We start from the raw sequence: 19,383 nt of genomic DNA, 5'->3' as shown, positions 1-19,383 counted from the left end.
TCTTCTCATGCACACACTGGATGGCCACGCCTTCAAAACCTGACTTCCCGCCAAATTCTCAATAATGTCACCGACCCAACCAAGCAGAGAATTGGATGCCGTGATCTTTGCCGACCGCCTAGCCGTGGTCGCTATTTCTCTGTTTATTGTTTATCTCTTCTCTGTTCTGGCTGTCATCCTGCCCTTCAGGCTGCTAGATCCACTATGGCAGATAAGCGCCATCAAAGTGGCAACAGAAGCAGGATCTATTCCCTTGATCGGCTTGGCTTTACTCCACCTAGCCGCCTACATTTGTCCTGACAACATCCCTGTCCAACATCGGCAGAATGGCTTGGCACGGCTGGCCATTCTAGCGTCGATTGGCTTTCTACTGTTTGTTCCCCTGCAAGGCTATGCAGTCATTAAGTCTTATCGCATCGCCAATGAAGTTTCAAGCCAGCAGCAAGGAACTGCGACCCAACGAGCCGACACAGTACGCAAAGCGATTGAGCAGGCATCCAGTTTTGATGACCTTAAGAAACGACTTCTCGAGTTGCAGCGCAGCAACATTCTTCGCACGCTGGACATCGAACGCATTCCATCGATTCCCTTGCCACTGCTGAAACAACAGCTGCTGGCCCAAGTGAATCAGGCGGAAGGTCAGTTCAAGGCAGCCGTGGGGCCCCTCGATGCCGCCGCGGTTGACCGCATCACACGAGATAGCCTGCGAGTGATGGTATCCTCCCTCGCCTTCAGCATCGCTTTCGCTGCCCTTGCCCAGCGCCGAAACAGCAGAGTTCCATTCCTCATGGAACTTCCGACGCTGCCCGGTCGTCTGATCGGATCGTTGCAGCCTCGGCGGGCCCGGCCTGGGCAGGCGGGTACAGGTCTGGACTTCCTGAAATCACCCACGAAACGTGAGGAGGAATTCTTCGAATCCCTTGCCCCTCCGGAGGATGAGCATCCCAGAACCCGGTGAGTGGAACCACCGACCTCGAATCAGAGCTTCCATCCGTCCGCTTCCAAACCCACTGAAGCCACCCCCTCGGCCGAGTCGGGCCCTGAGAGCCCAACTCTGTTCTTACGCCGGAAACAAGGGGCTCCTGGTCCGGCTTCCAGAACCACAAGCACCTGGGCCTCGCCATGGCTTGTTGTTCCAGGCAGCCCCATTACAGTCAACGCAATCTTGAAAGATCGAGGGGCTCCACAGGGAGAGCCGCGGCTGTTCCTGTGCTCGCAGGCTCCTGGCCTTGTCCGGCCCGTTCGATCGGAGGCCCGCGGGGACACCCAATGGTGAGACCACTGCCCAGAACCGCTCACCTTCTGCTAAAATTTTGGTGAAAGCAGTCTGAAGCCTGATCCGGCCGCCACCTATCATGCGATCTCTTCTGGCTTCGCTCGTCTCCTTGGCAGGGATGTCGACGCTGCTGAGCGGCGGATCCGCCTTCGCCGCCACCAGTAGTTTCGTCGTCGATCTGAACAAGTCGTTTGGCGACAGCTACACAGGCGTGACGGGCACGATGAATTTCCTGTTCGGCGATGCGGGCGACTCAAATCCCAGCACCTACACCCTTGATCTTACGATCAAAAATACCTCCGGATCTCCGATCACCTCCTCTTCTCTTACCGGTTTTGCGTTTGACACTCCAACGAGTGTGTCCTCCCTCGTTTACAACCGGAACGGCACCAATTTCTATCAAGCCACCGATCTGACGATCGCTCCGGCGCCCTCTTTCACTTTCTGCGCAAGTACTGATAACAACATCAATAACGGAACCCAGTGCGGGGCTGGCTCAGTTCCTCAAGGTCTTTCGAATGGGCAGTCAGCAACCGTTAAATACACCTTCAACTTTGCTGGCCTCAACCCGGGCGTTAGCGACGTTTCCACCGCATTCTTCAATCTGTTCAACGGACTGGTCGTTTCCCCTCCCCCTAATGACACCAAGGTGGTGAACAGCACCGTTGTCCTAGCCGCTCGATTCCAGGAAATCAACACTGCAAGTTCTACAGGTGGCAGCGACAAGGTCACCGGAAAGCCCCGAGGATCTGATCCAGCCCCGGGCGATGCCGTTCCGGGCCCGCTCCCCTTGCTGGGCGCTGCAGCGGGTTTCCTCCAGAGCCGCAAACTGCGCAAGCGCTTGGCCAAAGCCCGTCTTGCCAATCACGGTCAGCTCTGAAGAGCCCCACCCTGGCCACCACCCCTGAGCAGAAGCTCTTCGGCAAAGTCTGTCCGCAAGCGGTTCGAGGTCCTGCCCATTGGCGATGCTCGCCCTAGGGTCTTGATGTCTCCCTGGTTGGCCCGCCCGCACCCATCGGGCCAGCGGCCCCATCCGTTCCATCGGATCTGACAGGCTGGGAAGAAGACATTGGCACCTCAGGCAGCACGCGCTCCTGACGCTCCTGTCTCACACCTCCTCGTCACCTGCGCAAGACCATGGATGAGTCCTCGGAGTTCAAGGGCTACGAAGCATCCATTCTTGCCGACAGGTTGAGCCTTTCCTCCCTGGCCCTCCTGATCCTCTACATCGCAGCCGCAGGGGCCGCGCTTCTGCCCCTGGCCTTGCTTAACGCCGACTGGCAACTCAGGGCCATCCGCACGCTCCTCGATACCGCCTTCCTTCCGCTGCTTGCTCTCGGGCTGCTGCATCTTGGCGCCTACCTCGACCCACAGAACCCCGTGCTTCAGAAACGGCGCATGCTTGTCGCACGGCTGGCCATCATTGCGGTGGTCGGATTTCTGCTTTTCATTCCCCTGCAGATGTCTGCTGCATGGAGAACGGTGGCCGCCGGCAATGCCAATGCGTCACGACAACTGGCGCGGGCCAACGAAACGTTCAACATCCTCCGCGACATCATCGTGCAGGCGCCCACTCTCAATGATCTTCAGGAACGGCTCGACAACCAGGAGAACCGTGGAGTGCGCCTGAACCTGGAAGCCAAGGGAGTCTCGCTCGAGCAGACGAAAAAGGAACTCCTCGAGCAACTGGCCGTGGTGCGCGATGCCGTCATCGCCCGTGTCAATAAGCCGGATCGGCAGGCGACAGAAGCGCTGGCGCGCGAGAGCGTCAGAGTCGTGATCTCCTCCCTCGCCCTGGCCCTGGCTTTCTCCGCCGCTGCGCAGCGCAAGGGGAGTTCCGTGCCCCTGCTGGTGGAATGGCACACCCTCTTGGTGCTGAGGGGCGCCCACAAGGCCGATGCGGACAATCCACTGTCGAAAAGTCTCTCGCTGGGTACCCGCTCAAGACCTATTGAAGACAATTATATCGAGCAACTCGTCCCCGCAGAAGACGAGCCTCCTAAGCAAGGCTGAGGAACGAACGGATCCTCGATGTCTTTCTCCCTTTGCAGGGACTGGGGTCCAGGTTCCTGGGATCGTCGCAGAGTTGCCGTTGACTGCCGAACGGACCCTCCGATCAAGGGGCTGCGGATGCACGTCTGAACAGACCCAGACTGAGCTCAACCCGTATCGGCAGCGTGTTGCGGTTGATCGCGCCATGGTCCTGCCCTTGCATAAAAAAAAGGCTCCCTGGCTTGATTCGATGGAACGACGACATTGAGCTCCTGGTCGGTTGGCAGACTGGCAACATTCGTCGCTACGGCATCAGGCGATTAGGGCAGAGTTCGCCATTGCGAATCTGCATCATTTCGTGCCGCCCACCTTCCACCAGGCTGACTTCCCGATTGGAGTTTCTGAAAACATCGTTCGGGGCGCCGCGGCTCCCCGATGGACCCACGGCAATCCTGATGACGGGCACCATGGAATTCCTGGCCTCTGATGGCGGTGCGGCACACGGCGATCAGTCCGAGGGGCCCGAGGGCGCATCAGCCCGGGGCCGGCGGCTCGCTTGATCTGCTGCCTCCTTGGGACTTGCCGCCCGTTGGCCTGGGTGGCACCATCCCAGCAGGATGGTCCTTCCATGGGTCATCAGCGCCATGGCTGTGGATCCGCCATGGGAGGGTGGCCATGCTTAAAGCCGCTTAGGGCGATCGTCCACAGAGCCTCAGGTTCGGGGGAGCCATCCCACACGGCTGGGAAGCCGGGAAGCCTTCGGCCGGAGGTCTTGGCACGACTGGGATGGGGCCTCCAACACTCACTCCGGGTAGCCCCTCGCCCCACCAGGGAATGGCGCCCGGGCAGCCATCGCTCCACCTCCCGGGCACGGCCACAGCGGCCGCCCCACAGTGTTTTTTGAATCCGAAATCACAGGGGAGGTGGTGAAATTCCAAGCCAATGCTCAGCCTCGATCACGCAACTCTCCCTGGGAATTGGCCTGAGCGCAAAGGCAGTCAGCCTGCACAACGCCGATACTCTGACGGGAAAAAAGCCTGCCTTCGGGCAGTCCCCCGGCGAAAAGTCGATCCCTCCAGTGCTCTGGGCGCAACGACTTTCAAGATCTCCTGAAGCACCCACCTTTCGAGGATTGGGTGCTTCAGGTGCCAAGGATCACGCTGCCTGTTTACCCTCCGATCACAATGACTTCCAGCGCATCCGCAAAAGGCCAACCATCGCTTTCCGCCCTGTTCCCTGAACCATCGAGCCAAGCAAGACGTTCCTCCGACACAACGCTCACCCTGCTGGCTGATGGGGCTCCGGCCCTGTCGCAGGCGCCCGCCGCCCCGATCAAGCCCGTTCTGGCGACGGCCAAGGCCTCCCCTCTCTTGCGGGGCTCAGGCAACACCCTTGCTGGCCTGGAGGCCAGCGATGCGGCTCCTGTCGCGCAGGCCGCCGCCTTCCGGCAGAACGTCACCATCGACGCCTCACCGGCGGTGGCCACAGACAGCCACCAGGTCCTGAGCGATCCCTGGCCGGGGGAAGCGAGCGGCACCACCGCCGCTGCGACAGGGCCCTCCTGCGGTTGCCGCTCCTGCAGCGTGCTGGCCGTCACCAGCGGTGATGGCGCCGCCGCCTGGGATACCGCCAGCGGCCAGGCGCCACTGGTGCTCGACGGCCAGGTCACCCTTGGCGCAGGAGTGGATCTGAGCAAGGTGTTCCAGCTGCACAGCAACCCGACCGCCACGAAGACGATCTTTCTCGACTTTGACGGCTTCAGTATCAGCAGCACCCCCTGGGAGAATGGCGGTGCCCTCAGCCTGGGCAGCTTCTACAGCAGCTTCGATACAAACGCGCTCACGGAAATCCAGCGGATCTGGCAACGGGTCGCCGAAGACTTCGCGCCCTTCCATGTCAACGTCACCACCGAGGATCCGGGCAGCGAAAACCTGCGCAAATCCGGCACCGGCGATGAGCGCTGGGGCATCCGCGTGGCTTTCACCAGCAATCTCAACCTGCTCACCGGCACGGCCATCACCAATGCCGGTGGTGGCGGCACCGCCTACTACAACAGCTTCAACTGGAGCACCGACGACGTCGCCCTGGTGTTCAACCGGGGCGAATACACCGCCGCCGAGACAGCCAGCCACGAAGTCGGCCACACCCTTGGCCTCAGCCACGATGGCGCCGGCTCCACCACCTACTACGGCGGCCACGGCGGTGCCGGGCCCACCAGCTGGGGCACGATCATGGGCGCGGCCTGGCTGGGCGACGACGAGAACCTGACCCAGTGGAGCAAAGGGGAGTATTTCGGCGCCAACAACACCCAGGACGACCTGGCCACGATCACCACCGGCAACGGCTTCACCTATCGGGCCGATGACCATGGCAACGCCTTCAGCACCGCCACGGCGCTCACCGGACTGAGCTTCAGCAGCTTCGGGGTGATCGAGCGGAACACCGATGTGGACATGTTCCGCTTCGATACCGGCGCCGGTCTGGTGAGCTTCAACATCGTCAACGCCTCCAGGGCCTTCGTCGGCAGCGGCGGCAGCTACACCACCGAATACCTCACATCCCGCGGCGCCAACCTGGACATTGGCGCGACCCTCTACAGGGCCGATGGCAGCGTCCTCCAGATCTTCAACCCGGCCGACCTCACCACGGCCAGCTTCTCCCTGAACCTGAGCGAGGGGACTTACTACCTGGGCATCGACGGCGTGGGTGCCGGCACCCCCATGGCCAGCTCCCCCAACGGGTACACCGACTACGCCAGCCTCGGCCAATACATGGTCAGCGGCACCGTCCAGGCCACCTCCGGGACCTTCACCACCCCGCCGCCGCCGCCGGCACCCACCCTCGTGGTGTCGGGCGCCACGGGCCTGGTGACCACCGAGGCCGGCGGCGCGGCCAGCTTCCAGGTGGCGCTCTCCAGGGCCCCCTCCAGTGACGTTACGGTTCGGTTCAGCAGCAGCGACGCCACCGAGGGCCTGGTGTTGACCAGCACCCTCCTGTTCACCGCCGCGAACTGGCAGACGCCCCAGACGGTCACGGTGCAGGGGGTGGACGACACCCTCCTCGACGGCAGCCAGACCTACAGCATCCTGATGAGCACCTCCAGCGCCGATCCCGCCTTCCAGGGACTGAGCGGCCCTGCGGTCACGATCCAGAACAGCGACAACGAGGTGGCCACCACGACAACCACCACCACGACCGTCCCGGTGACCTTCCAGGCCTCGGCCGGGGGATTCGCAAACAACATCACCTACAGCAACGCGCCGACGGTGGCGGGAAGCCTGACGGCGATCCACGGCAGCGACGATCAACGCCTGGCGATCACCGAAGGGGCCCAGAGAACCAACAAGGGCATCGTCTCCACCCTCAACGCCTACCAGTGGACCTTCGACAACCTCAGCGGGGCCAACCAGCTGGTCTTCGAGGGATACCGCACGGCCAGCTCCTCCGAAAGCTTTCAGATCCAGTACTCCTCCAACGGCAGATCCTGGACAACGGCTTTCACGATCCGCAGTGGCACCGAGAGCACCTACACCCTCAATCTGGCCAGCCCTGTCAGCGGCAGGATGTTCGTCCGGGCCCTCGACACCAAGACCAGCAGGGAGGACGGGACCTACGACACCCTGTTCGTGGACCGGCTGGTCTTCCTGGCCACCACCGGGGCCGGGAGATCCTCCCGCAGCCTGGAGGACCCCATCATCGGAGGCGAGGTCAGCCTGGCCCCGGAGCTCGCTCACGCGTTCGACCATGGCTTCGACCATGACTTCGCCCCCATCGAAGCGGGGCTGTCCGCGGATCCGGCCTTGGGCGGGGAACCCCTGTCGCCCCTGCAGCCAGGTCTCTCCGGCTACGGGGAGCCACTGGTCGGCTTCACCGAGCCTCTGGAGGCCACCCCCTGGCTGATCGCCAGCTCGACGCTGGTTTGAGCGAGGCCTGGCGGGCTCAGCGAGCCAGACCCAGCGCCTCCTCCAGGCCGTCAAGGACCACATCGGCGGTGATCTTGATCCGGTAACGGCAGGCCTGGGTTTCGCTGCAGGCGAAAGTGCCGTGCTCCCAGTACTTGTTGCTGCCGGCGCCGCCGCCGCAGAGGCCGAAGTAGGCACACTCCGCCCGGCAGCGCTCGGTGCCGGCGCGCATGTCCGCCAGGATCCGCCGGAACTTGGCGCTTTCAGCGATCGACACCAGGCTGTCGTGCTGCACATGGCCCAGCACGAAGTCGCCGTAGGTGTCGGTCTGCACCGCCAGCAACTCCGGATCGAAGGTGGAGATCCGGCCCCGCGCATCCACGTTGACGATGGCGAAGGGGTTGTTCATGTCGGTGCACTCCAGCCGGGCATCGGCCTGGGCCAGGCTGCAGATGCCCTCGAACTCCCGCACCCGCATCCGTTCGGGTTGCTCCTGCCACAGCGCCCAGAAGCGCTCCAGAAAACGGCGATAGGCGGCCTCGGCCCGGGGGCGGCTGAGGGTGGAGACGCGGTTCTCCCCTTCGGTCTCCTCCATGTTGAAGGCCACGTCGGTGATGCCGTTCTCCACGAAGAAGGCAAAAAGCGCGTCGGCGTGGCCGAGGGACTCCTCGGTGATCACCGCGATCACCTGGAAGGGGATGCGGCGGCGGCGCAGGTGTTCGATGCCACGGAGCGTGGCGGCATGGGTGCCCAGGCCGGTGCGGGTGCGGCGGTGGACGTCGTGCAGGAAGGCCGGCCCGTCCATGCTCACGCCCACGGCGATGCCGTTGCGCTCGAAGCAGTCGCACCAGGCCTCGTTGATCAGCGTGGCGTTGGTCTGCACCGACTGGTGGATCGTCAGCGGCTCCCCGGCCCAGCCCTCCAGCGCCCGCCGCACACACGCCGTCGCCTCGTCGTAAAAGGCGATCGGCACGGTGAGCGGTTCACCGGCGTGCCACAGGAGGGTGAAGTCACCGCCCACATACGGGCTCTCGAGCACCCGCTCCAGGGCGGCCTCCAGCAGCTCCAGCGATAACCGCTGCCGGTCGTCGCGGTTGGGCAGGTAGCAGTAATCGCAGTCGAGGTTGCAGTAGGGCGTCGGCTGCACCACCAGCAGCTGCAGCGGCCCGAATCCTTCCGGGTTGGCCGGTGGCGGGGCGCCAGTGGCGGTCACCAGAAGTTGCGGAAGCCGCCATTGCGGAAGCCGCCGTTGCCCCAGCCGCCATTACGGAAGCCACCGTTGCCCCAGCCGCCGTTGCGGAAACCGCCATTGCCCCAGCCGCCGTTACGGAAGCCGCCGTTGCCCCAGCCGAAGCGGGGCCCGCCCCCGTTCACGAAGATGTAGCCGAGGCGGCCGTCAGGGGCCTTGGCCCGGCCCTCCGCCCCCGCGGGCTGACCGGAGGCGTGTCCCATGGCCTCCGAGATGCGCCGCAGCCGGGCGTCGATGGAGCCGGGCGCCGCCTCCAGGGGGGACGAGGACGGGGCGGCCGTCGCGGGCCGGGAGGGTCCGTCGATCACCGCCCTGGCCCCGGCGCCGGCCGGCGCCAGGGCGGCCAGCAACAGCAGGAAACCGAACAGACCGGAACGGGGGTGGTTCGTCATCGGGTTGCTGCCAGGAGGGAACGGGGAGGCGGAAGGGTGGGGCGGAACCGGACGGTTCAGGGACGGGGCGCCGGCGCGGGGGCCACCAGCTGGAGGCCTTCGCGGCTGATCAGCACCGATTCGAAGAAAGCCCGCATCCGCTCGCTGGGGACCGCCAGCACACCGGTGGGGCCGAACCAGGGGGCGACGCTGGCCACCGCATCGGGGCGACCCTCCAGGTAGCCCTGGAAGAGGCTGGCGATGGCCAGGTTGACCACGTTCAGCAGCCGGGAATTGTTCTCCGGCACGATGCAGCCGACGCCGTAGCTCACGTAGGGCTGCTCAGGCACCAGGGCCACGCCGGAGAGCCGGCGCTCGTGCCGCAGGCCGGCCAGCACGTTGGCATCGCCCAGCACCCCCGCCACCTTCTTCTGCTCCAGGGCCGTGACGGCCTGGGGCAGGGTGGGGAAGCTCACCGCCTTGGCGCTGGGCTGGAGGGAGCCGAGGAAGCCGGCCCCGAGCGAACCCTCCACCACCGCGATTGGCTGACCGGCGAGGGAGGCGGGGGACCCGTCGAGGCCGCCGCTGCGGGTGAGCAGCCTCAGGCCGGAGAGACCGATGGGCAGGGAGAAGTCCACCAGCTTCTCCCGCTCCCAGCTGAAGGGCACCCCGCAGGCCAGGCCGGCCCGGCCACTGGCGACGGCCTCCACCGTGACGCCGGTGTTGTCGACGGGGGCGAAGCGGATCCGCACCGACTCACCGAGCTCCGCCTTGAGCTGGCGATCGATACGGCGGGCCAGGTCGATGGCGTAGCCCTCCGGCTCCCCCTTCGGCCCCATCCGGATCAGCGGCGGGCTGTCGGCGGGACCCACCATCAGCACCTCACCGGTCTTGGCCGCCTGCTCCAGCACGGCTTCGGCCGCGCGGGCCGGCAGCCCCAGGGAGCAGAGGCAGGCCAGGGAGCCCAGGGCCAGAGCCCTGCCGCGGCGGGATCGGAGGGAACCGGGGGCCACCGCAGCGGGAGAATCCATTCGCCGATCCGTGCACGTGCTGCACCTTAATGGCGGTTGCCGGGCTTGCCCACGGAAGCTTCCGGGCTTGAAACGCAGGCCACGCTGCGGGCAGGCTCTTGGGCCGGGGCTCAGGCCAGCGTCGCCGCGAAGCGCATGCTCAGATCCAGCCAGGGGCTGCGGGTGATCGGGGCACTGGTGGAGATCAGGTCGATGCCGGTGGCGGCATAGGCGGCCAGCTGCTCGGGCCGCACCCCGGAGGCCTCCAGCACCACCGCCGGCGCCAGGGCCCGCAGCCGGGGCACCAGGTCCGCCAGGGCCGCGGGGGCAAAGTCGTCAAGGAGCACCGCATCGGCCCCGGCCCGCACCGCCGCTTCCGCTTCGGCGGCGGTTTCGGCCTCCACGATCAGCCGCGCCGGCCAGGGGGCCGAGGCCCGCACCGCCGCGACCGCGGCCGTCACCCCGCCGGACCAGGCCAGGTGGTTCTCCTTGAGCATGGCGGCATCGTCGAGGCCGAGACGGTGGTTGCAGCCGCCGCCGCAGCGCACGGCGTATTTCTCCAGCACCCGCAGGCCGGGGGTGGTCTTGCGGGTGTCGGCCAGGCGCACGCCGGTGCCCGCCAGCACCCGCACTAGGGCGTCGGTGGCGGTGGCGATGCCGGACAGGCGCATGGCCAGGTTGAGGGCCGTGCGCTCCACCGCCACCAGGGCGGCCGCCGGCCCCTCCAGCTCCAGCAGCCGCTGGCCGGCCAGCACCGGCTCCCCGTCACCCACCAGCAGCCGCACCGACGCCCGGGGATCGAGGATCGCCAGCAGCGGCCCCACCAGCACCCCGCCGCAGAAGACCCCGTCGGCGCGGGTCACCCAATGGGCCCGGCCGCTGCGGCCGACCAGGGCCGGAGCCGTCAGGTCGCCGCGGCCGAGGTCCTCATCTAGCCACTGACGCAGCTGGGCCTCGAGCGCCGGGGTGAAGGAGAGCACCGGGGCCGGGGCCCCACCGGGTGGCATCACGGGCGGCCTCAGCTGCCGGCCGGTCCGGCCGGAGGGGCCGGCACCGGGGGCGGGGCGAAGGGCGGACAGACCCGCTTCACCGGATCACAGGCATAGATGGTGGGCTTCTGCCAGGCCAGGGGAATCTCCAGCAGGTCGCGACTGCCGGTGATCCCCTGCGCCACGAACAGCACCGCCGCCAGGATCGAGGCGCTCAGGTGGATCCGTCGCCAGCGCAGATCCTTGAGGATCTCCGGGCGGGCGGCCAGGGAGAAGATCATCAGCCCCACCACCCCGACCCCGGCCCAGTAGTGGGACTGCCAGAACTCGGGGCTCAGAGGGTTGTCGCTGAGGCGCCACACCTCCGGCTGGGCGCCGAGGCCGAGCACCCCGGCCCAGGTGAGCAGGGCGAAGACGAGCCGGTAGCCCTTGGCCTTCACCCGCCAGAGGGCGAGAAGGGAGACCACCGTGCCCACCAGCACCAGCAGCAGCTGCAGGGCGCGGCCGGGGCCGCCCGTGAAGCCCTCCGCCGGCTGCTTGGTGACGATCACCACCGTGAGGGCCACGAGCACCACCAGCACCACCCCCGCCGAGAGCCACTGGCCCAGGTCGGCGTGGTCGCGGCCGGTGGTGGGGGGCAGCTTGGCCTTCTCGACCCGGCGCTGGCGGGCCTGGACCCCGAGCCGCACCACCATGCCGATCAGGGGATAGATCAGCACCACCGCCAGGGCGGGGTGCAGGATCCAGAGCCAGTCGACCGTTTGCATTCGACGCTGGGAATCGTTTCCCAAAGCATTGGCGCTGGAGGTTAAGCGGTCAACAGGGGTGAGCGTTTCGTGATGGCAGCCGGAGGTGGCCTGTCATCGCCGGGAGCTACTTGCCGATGCAGAAGCGGGAGAAGATCCGCTCCAGCACCGCCTCGCTCACTTCCTCGCCGGTGATCGCCCCGAGGCCGGCGATGGCGCCGCGCAGGTCGATGGTCCAGAAGTCCCAGGGCAGATCCAGCGCGGCGGTCTCCAGCGTTCGCTCCAGGCTGGTGGCCGCCGCCGCGGCCAGCTCCCGCTGCCGGCCGTTGAGGGCCACCTGCAGCCCCTGGACGTCGCCGGCGCCGCAGAGGCCCAGCAGGGCCGCCACCAGGTCGTCGCGACCCGCGCCGGTGAGGGCGCTGATGGTCACCAGGGGAGCCTCCCGCGGTGCCGACGGGACGCCGGTCGGAGCGGCCCCCGGCGGCAGGGCATCGCACTTGTTGCCCACCAGCAGCAGGGGCACCCCCTCGGGCACGAGCTCCCTGAGCTCCTGGTCGGCGGCGGACCAGCCGGCCACCCGATCGAAGAGCAGCAGCACCGCATCGGCTCCGGCCAGGGCCTGGCGGCTGCGTTCGATGCCCAGCCGCTCCACCCGGTCGTCCGTCGCACGGATCCCGGCGGTGTCGAGCAGGGTGAGAGGCACCCCATCGAGCACCAGGTCGCTTTCGAGCAGGTCGCGGGTGGTGCCGGGCAGGTCGGTGACGATGGCCCGCTCGCGGCGGCTGAGCAGGTTGAGCAGGCTCGATTTTCCCACGTTGGGACGGCCGACGATGGCCACCCGCAGGCCCTCGCGCAGCAGCTCCCCCTGGCGGGATTCGGCCACCAGCCGCTCCAGCTCGCCCCGCACCGCCTCTAGCTCGGCCCGCACCAGCGTCCCGTCGAGGGGGGGCAGGTCCTCCTCGAAGTCGACCCTGGCCTCCAGTTCGGCCAGCTGGTCGAGCAGGCGCTCCCGCAGACCGCTGATGCGGCGCTGAAGGCCGCCGTCGAGGCCGGCCATGGCCAGCTCGGCCGCCCGCTGGCTGCGGGCGGCGATCATCTCGGCGACGGCCTCGGCGCGGGTGAGATCGAGGCGGCCGTTCAGAAACGCCCGTTGGCTGAATTCCCCCGGGCCGGCCAGGCGGGCGCCGGCGGCCAGCACCAGCTCCAGCACCCGCCGCACGGCGACCAGCCCCCCGTGGCAGTGGAACTCCACCACGTCCTCCCGGGTGAAGCTGCGCGGGGCCCGCATCGGCAGCAGCAGGGCCTCATCCACCCGCCGCCCATCGGCCGGATCCACCACGTGGCCGTAGAGCACCCGGTGGCTCTCCCAGACCTGGGGGCCCGGAGCCTCGAACAGGCGCCGCCCGATCGCCTCGGCCGCCGGGCCCGAGAGGCGCACGATCGCCACGCTGCCGGCCCCCGCGGCCACGGCGGTGGCGATGGCGGCGATGGTATCCCCGTTAGGGTTCGGCCCATCCGTGCCCTCACCCCGCGTCACTGGTCGCATGGCACCGTTTCGCCCCCAGTCTCTGTCCCTGCCGCGGCTGGTGCGGACCGTGCGACGAAAGCTCCGCCAGGCCATTGAGTGGGTCTGGCGCCAGGAGGGCAGCCATGGCCAGCGGGCCCGGGGGCTGGCGGCCGGGGTGTTCATGGGCTGTTTCCCGATCTTCGGCTTCCAGACCCTGCTGGGGGTGGCGCTGGCCAGCCTGGTGCGGGGCAACCACCTGCTCGCCGCCGCCGGCACCTGGATCAGCAATCCGATCACCGACATCCCCATGATCTGGTTCAACTACCAGCTGGGCAGCCTGCTGCTGGGGCCCGGCAGGGGCTGGCCGGGACGGTTGACCCTGCACCACGAGACCCTGCGCCAGCTGGGATGGGACTTCACCTCCCGCCTGCTGCTCGGCTCGGCGGTCGTGGGGGTGGTGGCGGCCACGCTCAGCGGTTTCCTCTGCCTGCGGTGGCTGGAGCGCCGCCAGCGGGCCTCCTGAAGGCCGCAACACCGATGCCGGACATCCCCGTGGCCCCGTCACCCCTGATCGAGATTCGCGAGGCCGACCTCAACAACCCGGTCGATGGCGCGGCACTGCTGGCCCTGATGGAGATCTATGCCCGCGACCCCATGGGTGGAGGCCACGACCTCTCCGAGTTCACCCGGGCGAATCTGATTGAGGCCCTGGCGAGGCGCCCTTCAGCGCACGTCATCCTGGCCTACGCAGCGCAGGAGCCGGCCGGGCTCCTGATCAGCCTGGAGGGCTTCTCCACCTTCGCCTGCCGGCCCCTGCTCAACGTCCACGATCTGGTGGTGGCCGAGGGATTCCGCCGGCAGGGGGTGGCCCGGCGACTGCTGCAGCGGGCCGAAGTGATCGCCCGGCGGCTCGGCTGCTGCAAGCTCACCCTGGAAGTGCTGGAAGGCAACAGGTCCGCCCAGGCCGTCTACACACGTGCGGGCTTCCGGGCGTATCAACTGGACCCCGCCATGGGCCGGGCCCAGTTCTGGGAAAAGCGGCTCCCGGATGGAGACTGAAACCTCAGGATTCGGCCAGCCCGGGAAACACCATCAGATCGATGTGGCCGCCGGAGGGTTGACGCCACTCACGGAATTCCGCCGCCAGGGCCCGGTGCTCGTGGTCGAGGGATTGCGACTCCAGATCCATCAGGCGCTGATGCACCAGATCGAGCGTGTTGTCGATGAGCTGGGCAGCCTGTTCGGAAGTCATGGCATCGCTGCGATGGAGAAAGCCTGAGCTTCGAGGTGTTGTAGAAGACGCCGCCCCGGTGGGTTGTAGCCCCTGACACGAGCCGTCCCCCCCGTCGGAGGACCCGCACCGATCACAGCGTCTGCACCAGCCACGTCTGCAGCGGCCTCCAGTCGTCCGCTTCGTCGATGGCCGCCCAGATCCGCTCGATCACGGGCCGCACCGGCGTCTCCGGCAGGTTCCAGCGCTGCAGGCCGGCGGCGATGGCCGCCTCCGCGGTGGTGCCCTGCCGGGCCGCCACGGCCTGGCACCGGTGCCACCAGCAATCCCGCCAGGCGAGCCATTCGGCCCGGGGTGGCGCCGGGGCCCCAGCCACGAAGGGCTCCAGCTCCTCGGCCGTGGCCGGCAGCCCGCCCGCCCGGACGCGCCCGGCCAGGGCGGCGAAGAAGGCGCCATAGGGAACGGGCCAGCCCGCCAGCAGCCGCAGGGTGGCGGACAGCGGATCGGGGAGATCGGCGGCCGCCTCGGCGCTGATGGGGGCGTCGATGCCGAGGCGGCGGAGCAGGCAACGGCGGAAGTGGGCGTCGTAGACCTCGCCGAATGGCTCCAGCGCCGCCTCCATGGGCGCCCGGGGCAGCAGCATCGCCAGGGGCTCCTGCAGGAGCCGCAGGTTGTGCCGGCAGACGAGCGGCTGGCGGCCGTAGGCATAGAGGCCGTCGTGGTCGAAATAGGCGGCGGTGAAGCCCGGATCCCAGGTTTCGAGGAAGGCGAAGGGGCCGTAGTCGAAGCTCTCGCCGGCCAGGGACATGTTGTCGGTGTTGAGCACCCCGTGGGTGAAGCCCGCCGCCATCCATTCGGCCGCCAGCCGCGCCACCCGGTGCACCAGCTCGGCGTAGAAGGCCACCAGCCACGGCTCGCCGTCGCCGTGGCTCGCCGCCAGGTGCGGGTAATAGCAGGCCACCACGTGCCGCAGCAGCCGCTCCAGCTGGGCCGGCTGACGCCGGAACAGCAGCCTCTCGCAGGTGCCGAAACGCAGGTGGGTGCGGGCCACGCGCACCATCACCGAACTGCGGGTGGGGGAGGGCTCATCGCTGCGCCAGAGGTCTTCACCGGTCTCGATCAACGCCAGGGTGCGGCTGGTGGTGACGCCGAGGCGCTGCAGGGCCTCGCTGGCGATCACCTCCCGCACCCCGCCCTTGAGGGTGAGGCGGCCATCACCGCCCCGGCTCCAGGGGGTGGTGCCTGATCCCTTGGTGCCCAGGTCCTGGAGCTGGCCGTGGCGATCGCGCAGCTGGCCGTAGAGGAACCCGCGGCCGTCCCCCAGCAGGGGGTTGTAGGTGCCGAACTGATGGCCGTGGTAGCGGAGGGCCAGCAGGGGGGTGCGGCCCTCGAATCGCCCGTAGGCCGCCTCCAGGTCGTCGTCGCTGACGCTGGCCACGTCCAGACCCAGCTGGTGCAGCAGGGGGTCGTTGCGGAACCGCAGGCGCGTGAGCGAGAAGGTCGCCGCCTCCACCACGTCCCAGTACTCAGGCCCGAGATCCTCGAGGGGCCCCTCGAAGGGCAGCCCCAGCAGCGGATTGGGGCGGGTGGACATGGGCATGGCGGTGACAGGGGCGACCCTAAGGAGCGGGCTCGGGCGGCCGGAGCACGATCACCATCGACGCGGCGACGGGCAGGATCCTCAAGCAAGAGCGCGCCGACTAGACCGGGCCTTCATCAGTTTCTCCATCCCCGCTATAAGGAAATGATCGCCATGGCTCCCGATCTCTGGGTGGCCGTCGTGCTTCTTTCCAGCCTCTCGCTGCGCCCATCGCCCGCGCCTGAACAACAACCTGCCGGACTGCAGCAGATCTGCAGTGTCACCATCCGGCCTGGGATTTCTGCATAAGGTTAAGGGGAGAAGCAGACCCGAAGAGGAAGGTGAAGTGATGAGAATCGCGCAGATTTCAACGCTCCATGAGAGAGTTCCACCGGTTGGCTATGGGGGAACAGAACGGGTTGTTCACTATCTCACCGAAGAACTGGTGCGACGCGGGCATGATGTGGTTTTATTTGCGAGCGGCGACTCTCTGACCAGCGCCAAGCTCTGCGCCTGTGTCCCCCAGGCCCTGCGGCAAAGCGGACAGGTGTCTGACGCCAGCGTTCACAACGCGATTCAGCTCGATCGTGTGCTCGAGAAACTGGATGACTTCGACATTCTCCATTTCCACAACGGCCATTCCCATTTTCCCCTCTCCAACCTGCTGGGCATTCCCCATCTGAACACCCTTCACGGCCCCTTGCATGCGCCCGAGCAGAAGCTGCTGTACACCCATTTCCATCGGGTGCCCCTGGTCTCGATCTCCGAGACCCAGCGTCAGCCCGTGCCCAGCGCCAACTGGCTCGGCAACGTTTACCACGGGCTCCCCAACGACCTCTATCGCTACCAGCCCACACCCAGGCCCTACCTGGCCTTCATCGGCCGCATCTCACCGGAGAAACGGCTGGATCGCGCCATCGCCATCGCCACGGCCGTAGGCCTGCCCCTGAAGGTGGCCGCCAAGATCGATCCAGTGGATACCCCCTATTTCCACGATCACATCGAGCCGCTGTTGCTGAACAATCCCCTTGTGGAATTCATCGGTGAAGTGGATGACGCCGGCAAGCAGGATCTGCTGGGCCATGCCCTCGCGCTGCTGTTCCCGATCGACTGGCCCGAACCCTTCGGCCTGGTGATGATCGAGGCCAACGCCTGCGGCACGCCGGTGATCGCCTGGCGGAACGGCTCGACCCCGGAGGTCATCCGCCAGGGGGTCAACGGTTTTCTGGTGGACTCGACCGAGGAGGCCATCGCCGCGGTCGGCCGGCTGGAGCAGCTGGATCGATCGCGGATCCGCAGCCACTTCGAGGTCTGCTTCTCGGTCACGCGCCAGGCCGAGGACTACGAACAGCTCTACCGGCACCAGATCCAGGCCCGTCGCTGCCACAGCCCCGCCCACCGGACTCCGGTGCATGCCTGATCCGCTTCCTCCCTTCGTTCTGAAGAACGAGGAAACCTTCGCGATCCTGGATTCCCGTGGAGAGATCTGCCCGGACCTCCAGCAGGAGGCGGGCATCTTCCACCGCGGCACCCGTCATGTCAGCCGGCTGGAGGTGCTGTTGTGGGGGCGAGCGCCATTGGTGCTGAGCTCCACCGAGCTCGGCGCGGTGGGCGTGCTGGTGAGCCACCTCAGCAACAACGATGGCGGTCCCGAGGGCGCGGCGGCCATGACGATTCACCTGGAGCGCAGCACCGTCCTGACGGCAACCGCCTGCCTGCAGCAGCTCTGCTTCACCAGCTACGGGGACCGGCGGGTGGCGATGCCGCTGACCCTGCGGCTCGATGCGGATTTCCGTGACATCTTCGAGGTGAGGGGGTACGCGAGGGCGGAGCGAGGCCGCACCATCCGCCGCGGCGTCGACGGCAGCCTGGAGCTCATCTACGGGGGCCTCGATGGGGAGGATCGGGTCACGGTCCTGCGCCTCAGCGATCCTGTGCAGGACGTGGGTGTAGAGCACATCGGGCTGGAGATGACCCTGGAGCCCCGGCAGACCCGGCGGCTGTTCCTGGTGCTGGATTTCCATCCCCTCGCCGTGCCGCTGGGCGCGGAGGATCACTTCAACGCCGCCATGGCCGCGACGATCGAGCGTTTCCGGGACGCCCGGCGCAGCGCCGCCTCGGTGGTCAGCGACAACCCGGCCTTCAACAGCTGGCTGATGCGCTCGTTCTCCGATGTGCACCTGCTGGCCAGCCAGGTGGAGGATGGCCTCTACCCCTACGCCGGCGTGCCCTGGTTCAGCTGTCCCTTCGGCCGTGACGGGCTGATCACGGCGCGCCAGATGCTGATGGTGGAACCCCGCCTGGCGCGGGGGGTGCTGGGCTACCTGGCCAGCAGCCAGGCGGCGATCGACGATCCCGCCCACGACGAGGAGGTGGGCAAGATCCTGCACGAATCACGGCTCGGAGAGATGGCGGCGCTCGGGGAAGTTCCGTTCTCCAGGTATTACGGCGCCGTAGACTCCACGCCCCTGTTTCTGATGCTGGCGGGCGACTATCTTTGCCGCAGTGATGATCGGGACTTCATCGCCGGCCTGCTGCCCGAGCTGGAGGCGGCCATGGCCTGGATCCACAAGGCCGAAGCCGGCAGCGCCGATGGCTTCCTCCGCTACTTGCGGGTGGCCGAGAACGGCCTGCGCAACCAGGGCTGGAAGGACTCCGACGATTCCATCCACCACGCCGACGGCCGGCTGGCCGAGGGTTCGATCGCCCTGTGCGAAGTGCAGGCCTATGCCTATGGCGCCCGGCGCGCCTTCGCTTCGATCCTCCACCGCCTGGGCAGGCCCGCCGAAGCTGAGGGGCTGCTGGAGGAGGCCGCGGCTCTGCGTCACCGCTTTCACCGGGCCTTCTGGTCGCCCTCGATCGACTCCTATGCCCTGGCCATCGACGGCGACGGCCAGCCCTGCCGGGTGCGGAGCTCGAACGCGGGCCACTGCCTCTGGACCGGCATCGCCTCCACGGAGGCGGCGGCGGCGGTCGCCCGGCAGCTGATGGCCCCCACCAGCTTCAACGGCTGGGGCGTTCGCACCCTGGATGAACGGGAGAGCCGCTACAACCCGATGAGCTACCACAACGGCTCCGTCTGGCCCCATGACAACGCCCTGATCGGCATGGGCCTGGCCCGGTACGGCCACCGTTCCGAAACCCTGCAGATCCTCACCGGCCTGTTCGAAGCCGCCAGTGCGGTGCCGATGTTCCAGTTGCCGGAACTCTTCTGCGGCTTCCAGCGCCGGGAGGAGGAGGGACCCACCTTTTACCCGGTGGCCTGCAGCCCCCAGGCCTGGGCCAGCGCCAGCGTGTTCGGCCTGCTGGAAGCGATCACCGGCATGGCGATCGAACGGGAGCACGGCAGCAGCCGGGTGCAGGTGCGCCTGCACAACCCCTGCCTGCCGAGGGGCCTGAACCTGCTCGACATCAACGGACTGCGGCTGGGGGATGAGGAGATCAATCTGCAGTTCCACCGCAGCGACCACGACGTGGGCGTGATGGTGCGGGGGCGATCCCCCGGGGTGGACGTGCTGATCATGAAGTGAC

Annotated in this window: 16 protein-coding genes; 8 read left to right on the top strand and 8 right to left on the bottom strand. The window is 67.3% G+C overall.

Going from position 1 to position 19,383, the window contains the following annotated elements; all coding sequences use genetic code 11:
• The first annotated feature begins 100 nt into the window (after positions 1-100).
• From CYAGR_RS18550 to CYAGR_RS16630, 4 genes are all read left to right on the top strand, one after another.
• Positions 101-958 (top strand): hypothetical protein, encoded by an 858-nt coding sequence (locus tag CYAGR_RS18550; protein ID WP_156818480.1) that lies wholly within the window; start codon positions 101-103, stop codon positions 956-958.
• A 436-nt stretch (positions 959-1,394) separates the two neighbouring features.
• Entirely contained in the window at positions 1,395-2,156 is a 762-nt protein-coding gene (locus CYAGR_RS18545; RefSeq protein WP_015110343.1) for a hypothetical protein, read from the top strand.
• 257 nt (positions 2,157-2,413) lie between these two features.
• The gene (locus CYAGR_RS13240; protein ID WP_015110342.1) at positions 2,414-3,289 is read left to right on the top strand and encodes a hypothetical protein; all 876 of its coding nucleotides are present in this window, start codon (positions 2,414-2,416) and stop codon (positions 3,287-3,289) included.
• 1,349 nt (positions 3,290-4,638) lie between these two features.
• Positions 4,639-7,191 (top strand): zinc-dependent metalloprotease family protein, encoded by a 2,553-nt coding sequence (locus tag CYAGR_RS16630; RefSeq protein ID WP_015110340.1) that lies wholly within the window; start codon positions 4,639-4,641, stop codon positions 7,189-7,191.
• Between the two features lie 16 nt (positions 7,192-7,207).
• Here CYAGR_RS16630 and grrM read toward each other — a convergent pair whose 3' ends face one another.
• The 6 genes from grrM to mnmE form a co-directional block, all read right to left on the bottom strand.
• Positions 7,208-8,383, bottom strand: a complete 1,176-nt coding sequence (gene grrM / locus CYAGR_RS13230) for a cyclophane-forming radical SAM/SPASM peptide maturase GrrM/OscB (RefSeq protein ID WP_015110339.1) — start codon at positions 8,381-8,383, stop codon at positions 7,208-7,210.
• Complete coding sequence (gene grrA, locus CYAGR_RS13225; RefSeq protein ID WP_015110338.1) at positions 8,380-8,811, bottom strand: GrrA/OscA1 family cyclophane-containing rSAM-modified RiPP; 432 nt, start codon at positions 8,809-8,811, stop codon at positions 8,380-8,382. The genes grrM and grrA overlap by 4 nt, the downstream gene beginning before the upstream one ends.
• Before the next feature lie 56 nt (positions 8,812-8,867).
• On the bottom strand, positions 8,868-9,821 hold the full coding sequence (gene grrP, locus CYAGR_RS13220) for an extracellular substrate binding-like orphan protein GrrP (protein ID WP_015110337.1): 954 nt from the start codon (positions 9,819-9,821) through the stop codon (positions 8,868-8,870).
• Between the two features lie 110 nt (positions 9,822-9,931).
• A complete protein-coding gene (gene nadC / locus CYAGR_RS13215) occupies positions 9,932-10,807 on the bottom strand; it encodes a carboxylating nicotinate-nucleotide diphosphorylase (protein ID WP_015110336.1) in 876 nt (291 codons plus the stop codon).
• An 11-nt stretch (positions 10,808-10,818) separates the two neighbouring features.
• Positions 10,819-11,556 (bottom strand): DUF4079 domain-containing protein, encoded by a 738-nt coding sequence (locus CYAGR_RS13210; protein ID WP_015110335.1) that lies wholly within the window; start codon positions 11,554-11,556, stop codon positions 10,819-10,821.
• Between the two features lie 106 nt (positions 11,557-11,662).
• Positions 11,663-13,081: a tRNA uridine-5-carboxymethylaminomethyl(34) synthesis GTPase MnmE gene (mnmE, locus tag CYAGR_RS13205; protein ID WP_051017143.1), complete on the bottom strand. Its 1,419-nt coding sequence runs from the start codon at positions 13,079-13,081 to the stop codon at positions 11,663-11,665.
• Between mnmE and CYAGR_RS13200 the strand changes: the two genes are divergently transcribed.
• Positions 13,080-13,565: a DUF2062 domain-containing protein gene (locus CYAGR_RS13200; RefSeq protein ID WP_015110333.1), complete on the top strand. Its 486-nt coding sequence runs from the start codon at positions 13,080-13,082 to the stop codon at positions 13,563-13,565. The two genes, mnmE and CYAGR_RS13200, sit on opposite strands and share 2 nt — an antisense overlap.
• Positions 13,566-13,579: 14 nt before the next feature.
• Entirely contained in the window at positions 13,580-14,101 is a 522-nt protein-coding gene (locus CYAGR_RS13195) for a GNAT family N-acetyltransferase (RefSeq protein WP_015110332.1), read from the top strand.
• A 4-nt stretch (positions 14,102-14,105) separates the two neighbouring features.
• Here CYAGR_RS13195 and CYAGR_RS13190 read toward each other — a convergent pair whose 3' ends face one another.
• Both CYAGR_RS13190 and CYAGR_RS13185 read right to left on the bottom strand, forming a co-directional pair.
• Positions 14,106-14,294, bottom strand: a complete 189-nt coding sequence (locus CYAGR_RS13190; RefSeq protein WP_015110331.1) for a hypothetical protein — start codon at positions 14,292-14,294, stop codon at positions 14,106-14,108.
• Positions 14,295-14,406: 112 nt separating this feature from the next.
• Complete coding sequence (locus tag CYAGR_RS13185) at positions 14,407-15,873, bottom strand: protein adenylyltransferase SelO (protein WP_015110330.1); 1,467 nt, start codon at positions 15,871-15,873, stop codon at positions 14,407-14,409.
• A gap of 328 nt (positions 15,874-16,201) precedes the next feature.
• Here CYAGR_RS13185 and CYAGR_RS13180 point away from each other — a divergent pair, with 328 nt between their 5' ends.
• Both CYAGR_RS13180 and CYAGR_RS13175 read left to right on the top strand, forming a co-directional pair.
• Positions 16,202-17,272 (top strand): glycosyltransferase family 4 protein, encoded by a 1,071-nt coding sequence (locus CYAGR_RS13180; RefSeq protein WP_015110329.1) that lies wholly within the window; start codon positions 16,202-16,204, stop codon positions 17,270-17,272.
• Entirely contained in the window at positions 17,265-19,382 is a 2,118-nt protein-coding gene (locus CYAGR_RS13175; RefSeq protein WP_015110328.1) for an amylo-alpha-1,6-glucosidase, read from the top strand. Before CYAGR_RS13180 ends, CYAGR_RS13175 begins: the two co-directional genes overlap by 8 nt.
• Position 19,383: the final 1 nt, after the last annotated feature.

Origin of the sequence: Cyanobium gracile PCC 6307, assembly GCF_000316515.1 — a bacterium.
In the GTDB taxonomy this organism is placed as follows: Bacteria; Cyanobacteriota; Cyanobacteriia; order PCC-6307; family Cyanobiaceae; genus Cyanobium; species Cyanobium gracile.
This window is presented reverse-complemented; position numbering and strand designations above follow the sequence as displayed.

Excerpts from the sequence above, each read along its gene's own strand:
- nadC (WP_015110336.1), bottom strand. The coding sequence starts at position 10,807 with ATGCCACCCGGTGGGGCCCCGGCCCCGGTGCTCTCCTTCACCCCGGCG.
- CYAGR_RS13185 (WP_015110330.1), bottom strand. The coding sequence starts at position 15,873 with ATGCCCATGTCCACCCGCCCCAATCCGCTGCTGGGGCTGCCCTTCGAG.
- CYAGR_RS13195 (WP_015110332.1), top strand. The coding sequence starts at position 13,580 with ATGCCGGACATCCCCGTGGCCCCGTCACCCCTGATCGAGATTCGCGAG.
- CYAGR_RS18545 (WP_015110343.1), top strand. The coding sequence starts at position 1,395 with ATGTCGACGCTGCTGAGCGGCGGATCCGCCTTCGCCGCCACCAGTAGT.
- CYAGR_RS13200 (WP_015110333.1), top strand. The coding sequence starts at position 13,080 with ATGGCACCGTTTCGCCCCCAGTCTCTGTCCCTGCCGCGGCTGGTGCGG.
- CYAGR_RS13240 (WP_015110342.1), top strand. The coding sequence starts at position 2,414 with ATGGATGAGTCCTCGGAGTTCAAGGGCTACGAAGCATCCATTCTTGCC.
- mnmE (WP_051017143.1), bottom strand. The coding sequence starts at position 13,081 with ATGCGACCAGTGACGCGGGGTGAGGGCACGGATGGGCCGAACCCTAAC.
- CYAGR_RS13180 (WP_015110329.1), top strand. The coding sequence starts at position 16,202 with ATGAGAATCGCGCAGATTTCAACGCTCCATGAGAGAGTTCCACCGGTT.
- CYAGR_RS13175 (WP_015110328.1), top strand. The coding sequence starts at position 17,265 with ATGCCTGATCCGCTTCCTCCCTTCGTTCTGAAGAACGAGGAAACCTTC.
- grrA (WP_015110338.1), bottom strand. The coding sequence starts at position 8,811 with ATGACGAACCACCCCCGTTCCGGTCTGTTCGGTTTCCTGCTGTTGCTG.
- CYAGR_RS13210 (WP_015110335.1), bottom strand. The coding sequence starts at position 11,556 with ATGCAAACGGTCGACTGGCTCTGGATCCTGCACCCCGCCCTGGCGGTG.
- grrP (WP_015110337.1), bottom strand. The coding sequence starts at position 9,821 with ATGGATTCTCCCGCTGCGGTGGCCCCCGGTTCCCTCCGATCCCGCCGC.
- CYAGR_RS13190 (WP_015110331.1), bottom strand. The coding sequence starts at position 14,294 with ATGACTTCCGAACAGGCTGCCCAGCTCATCGACAACACGCTCGATCTG.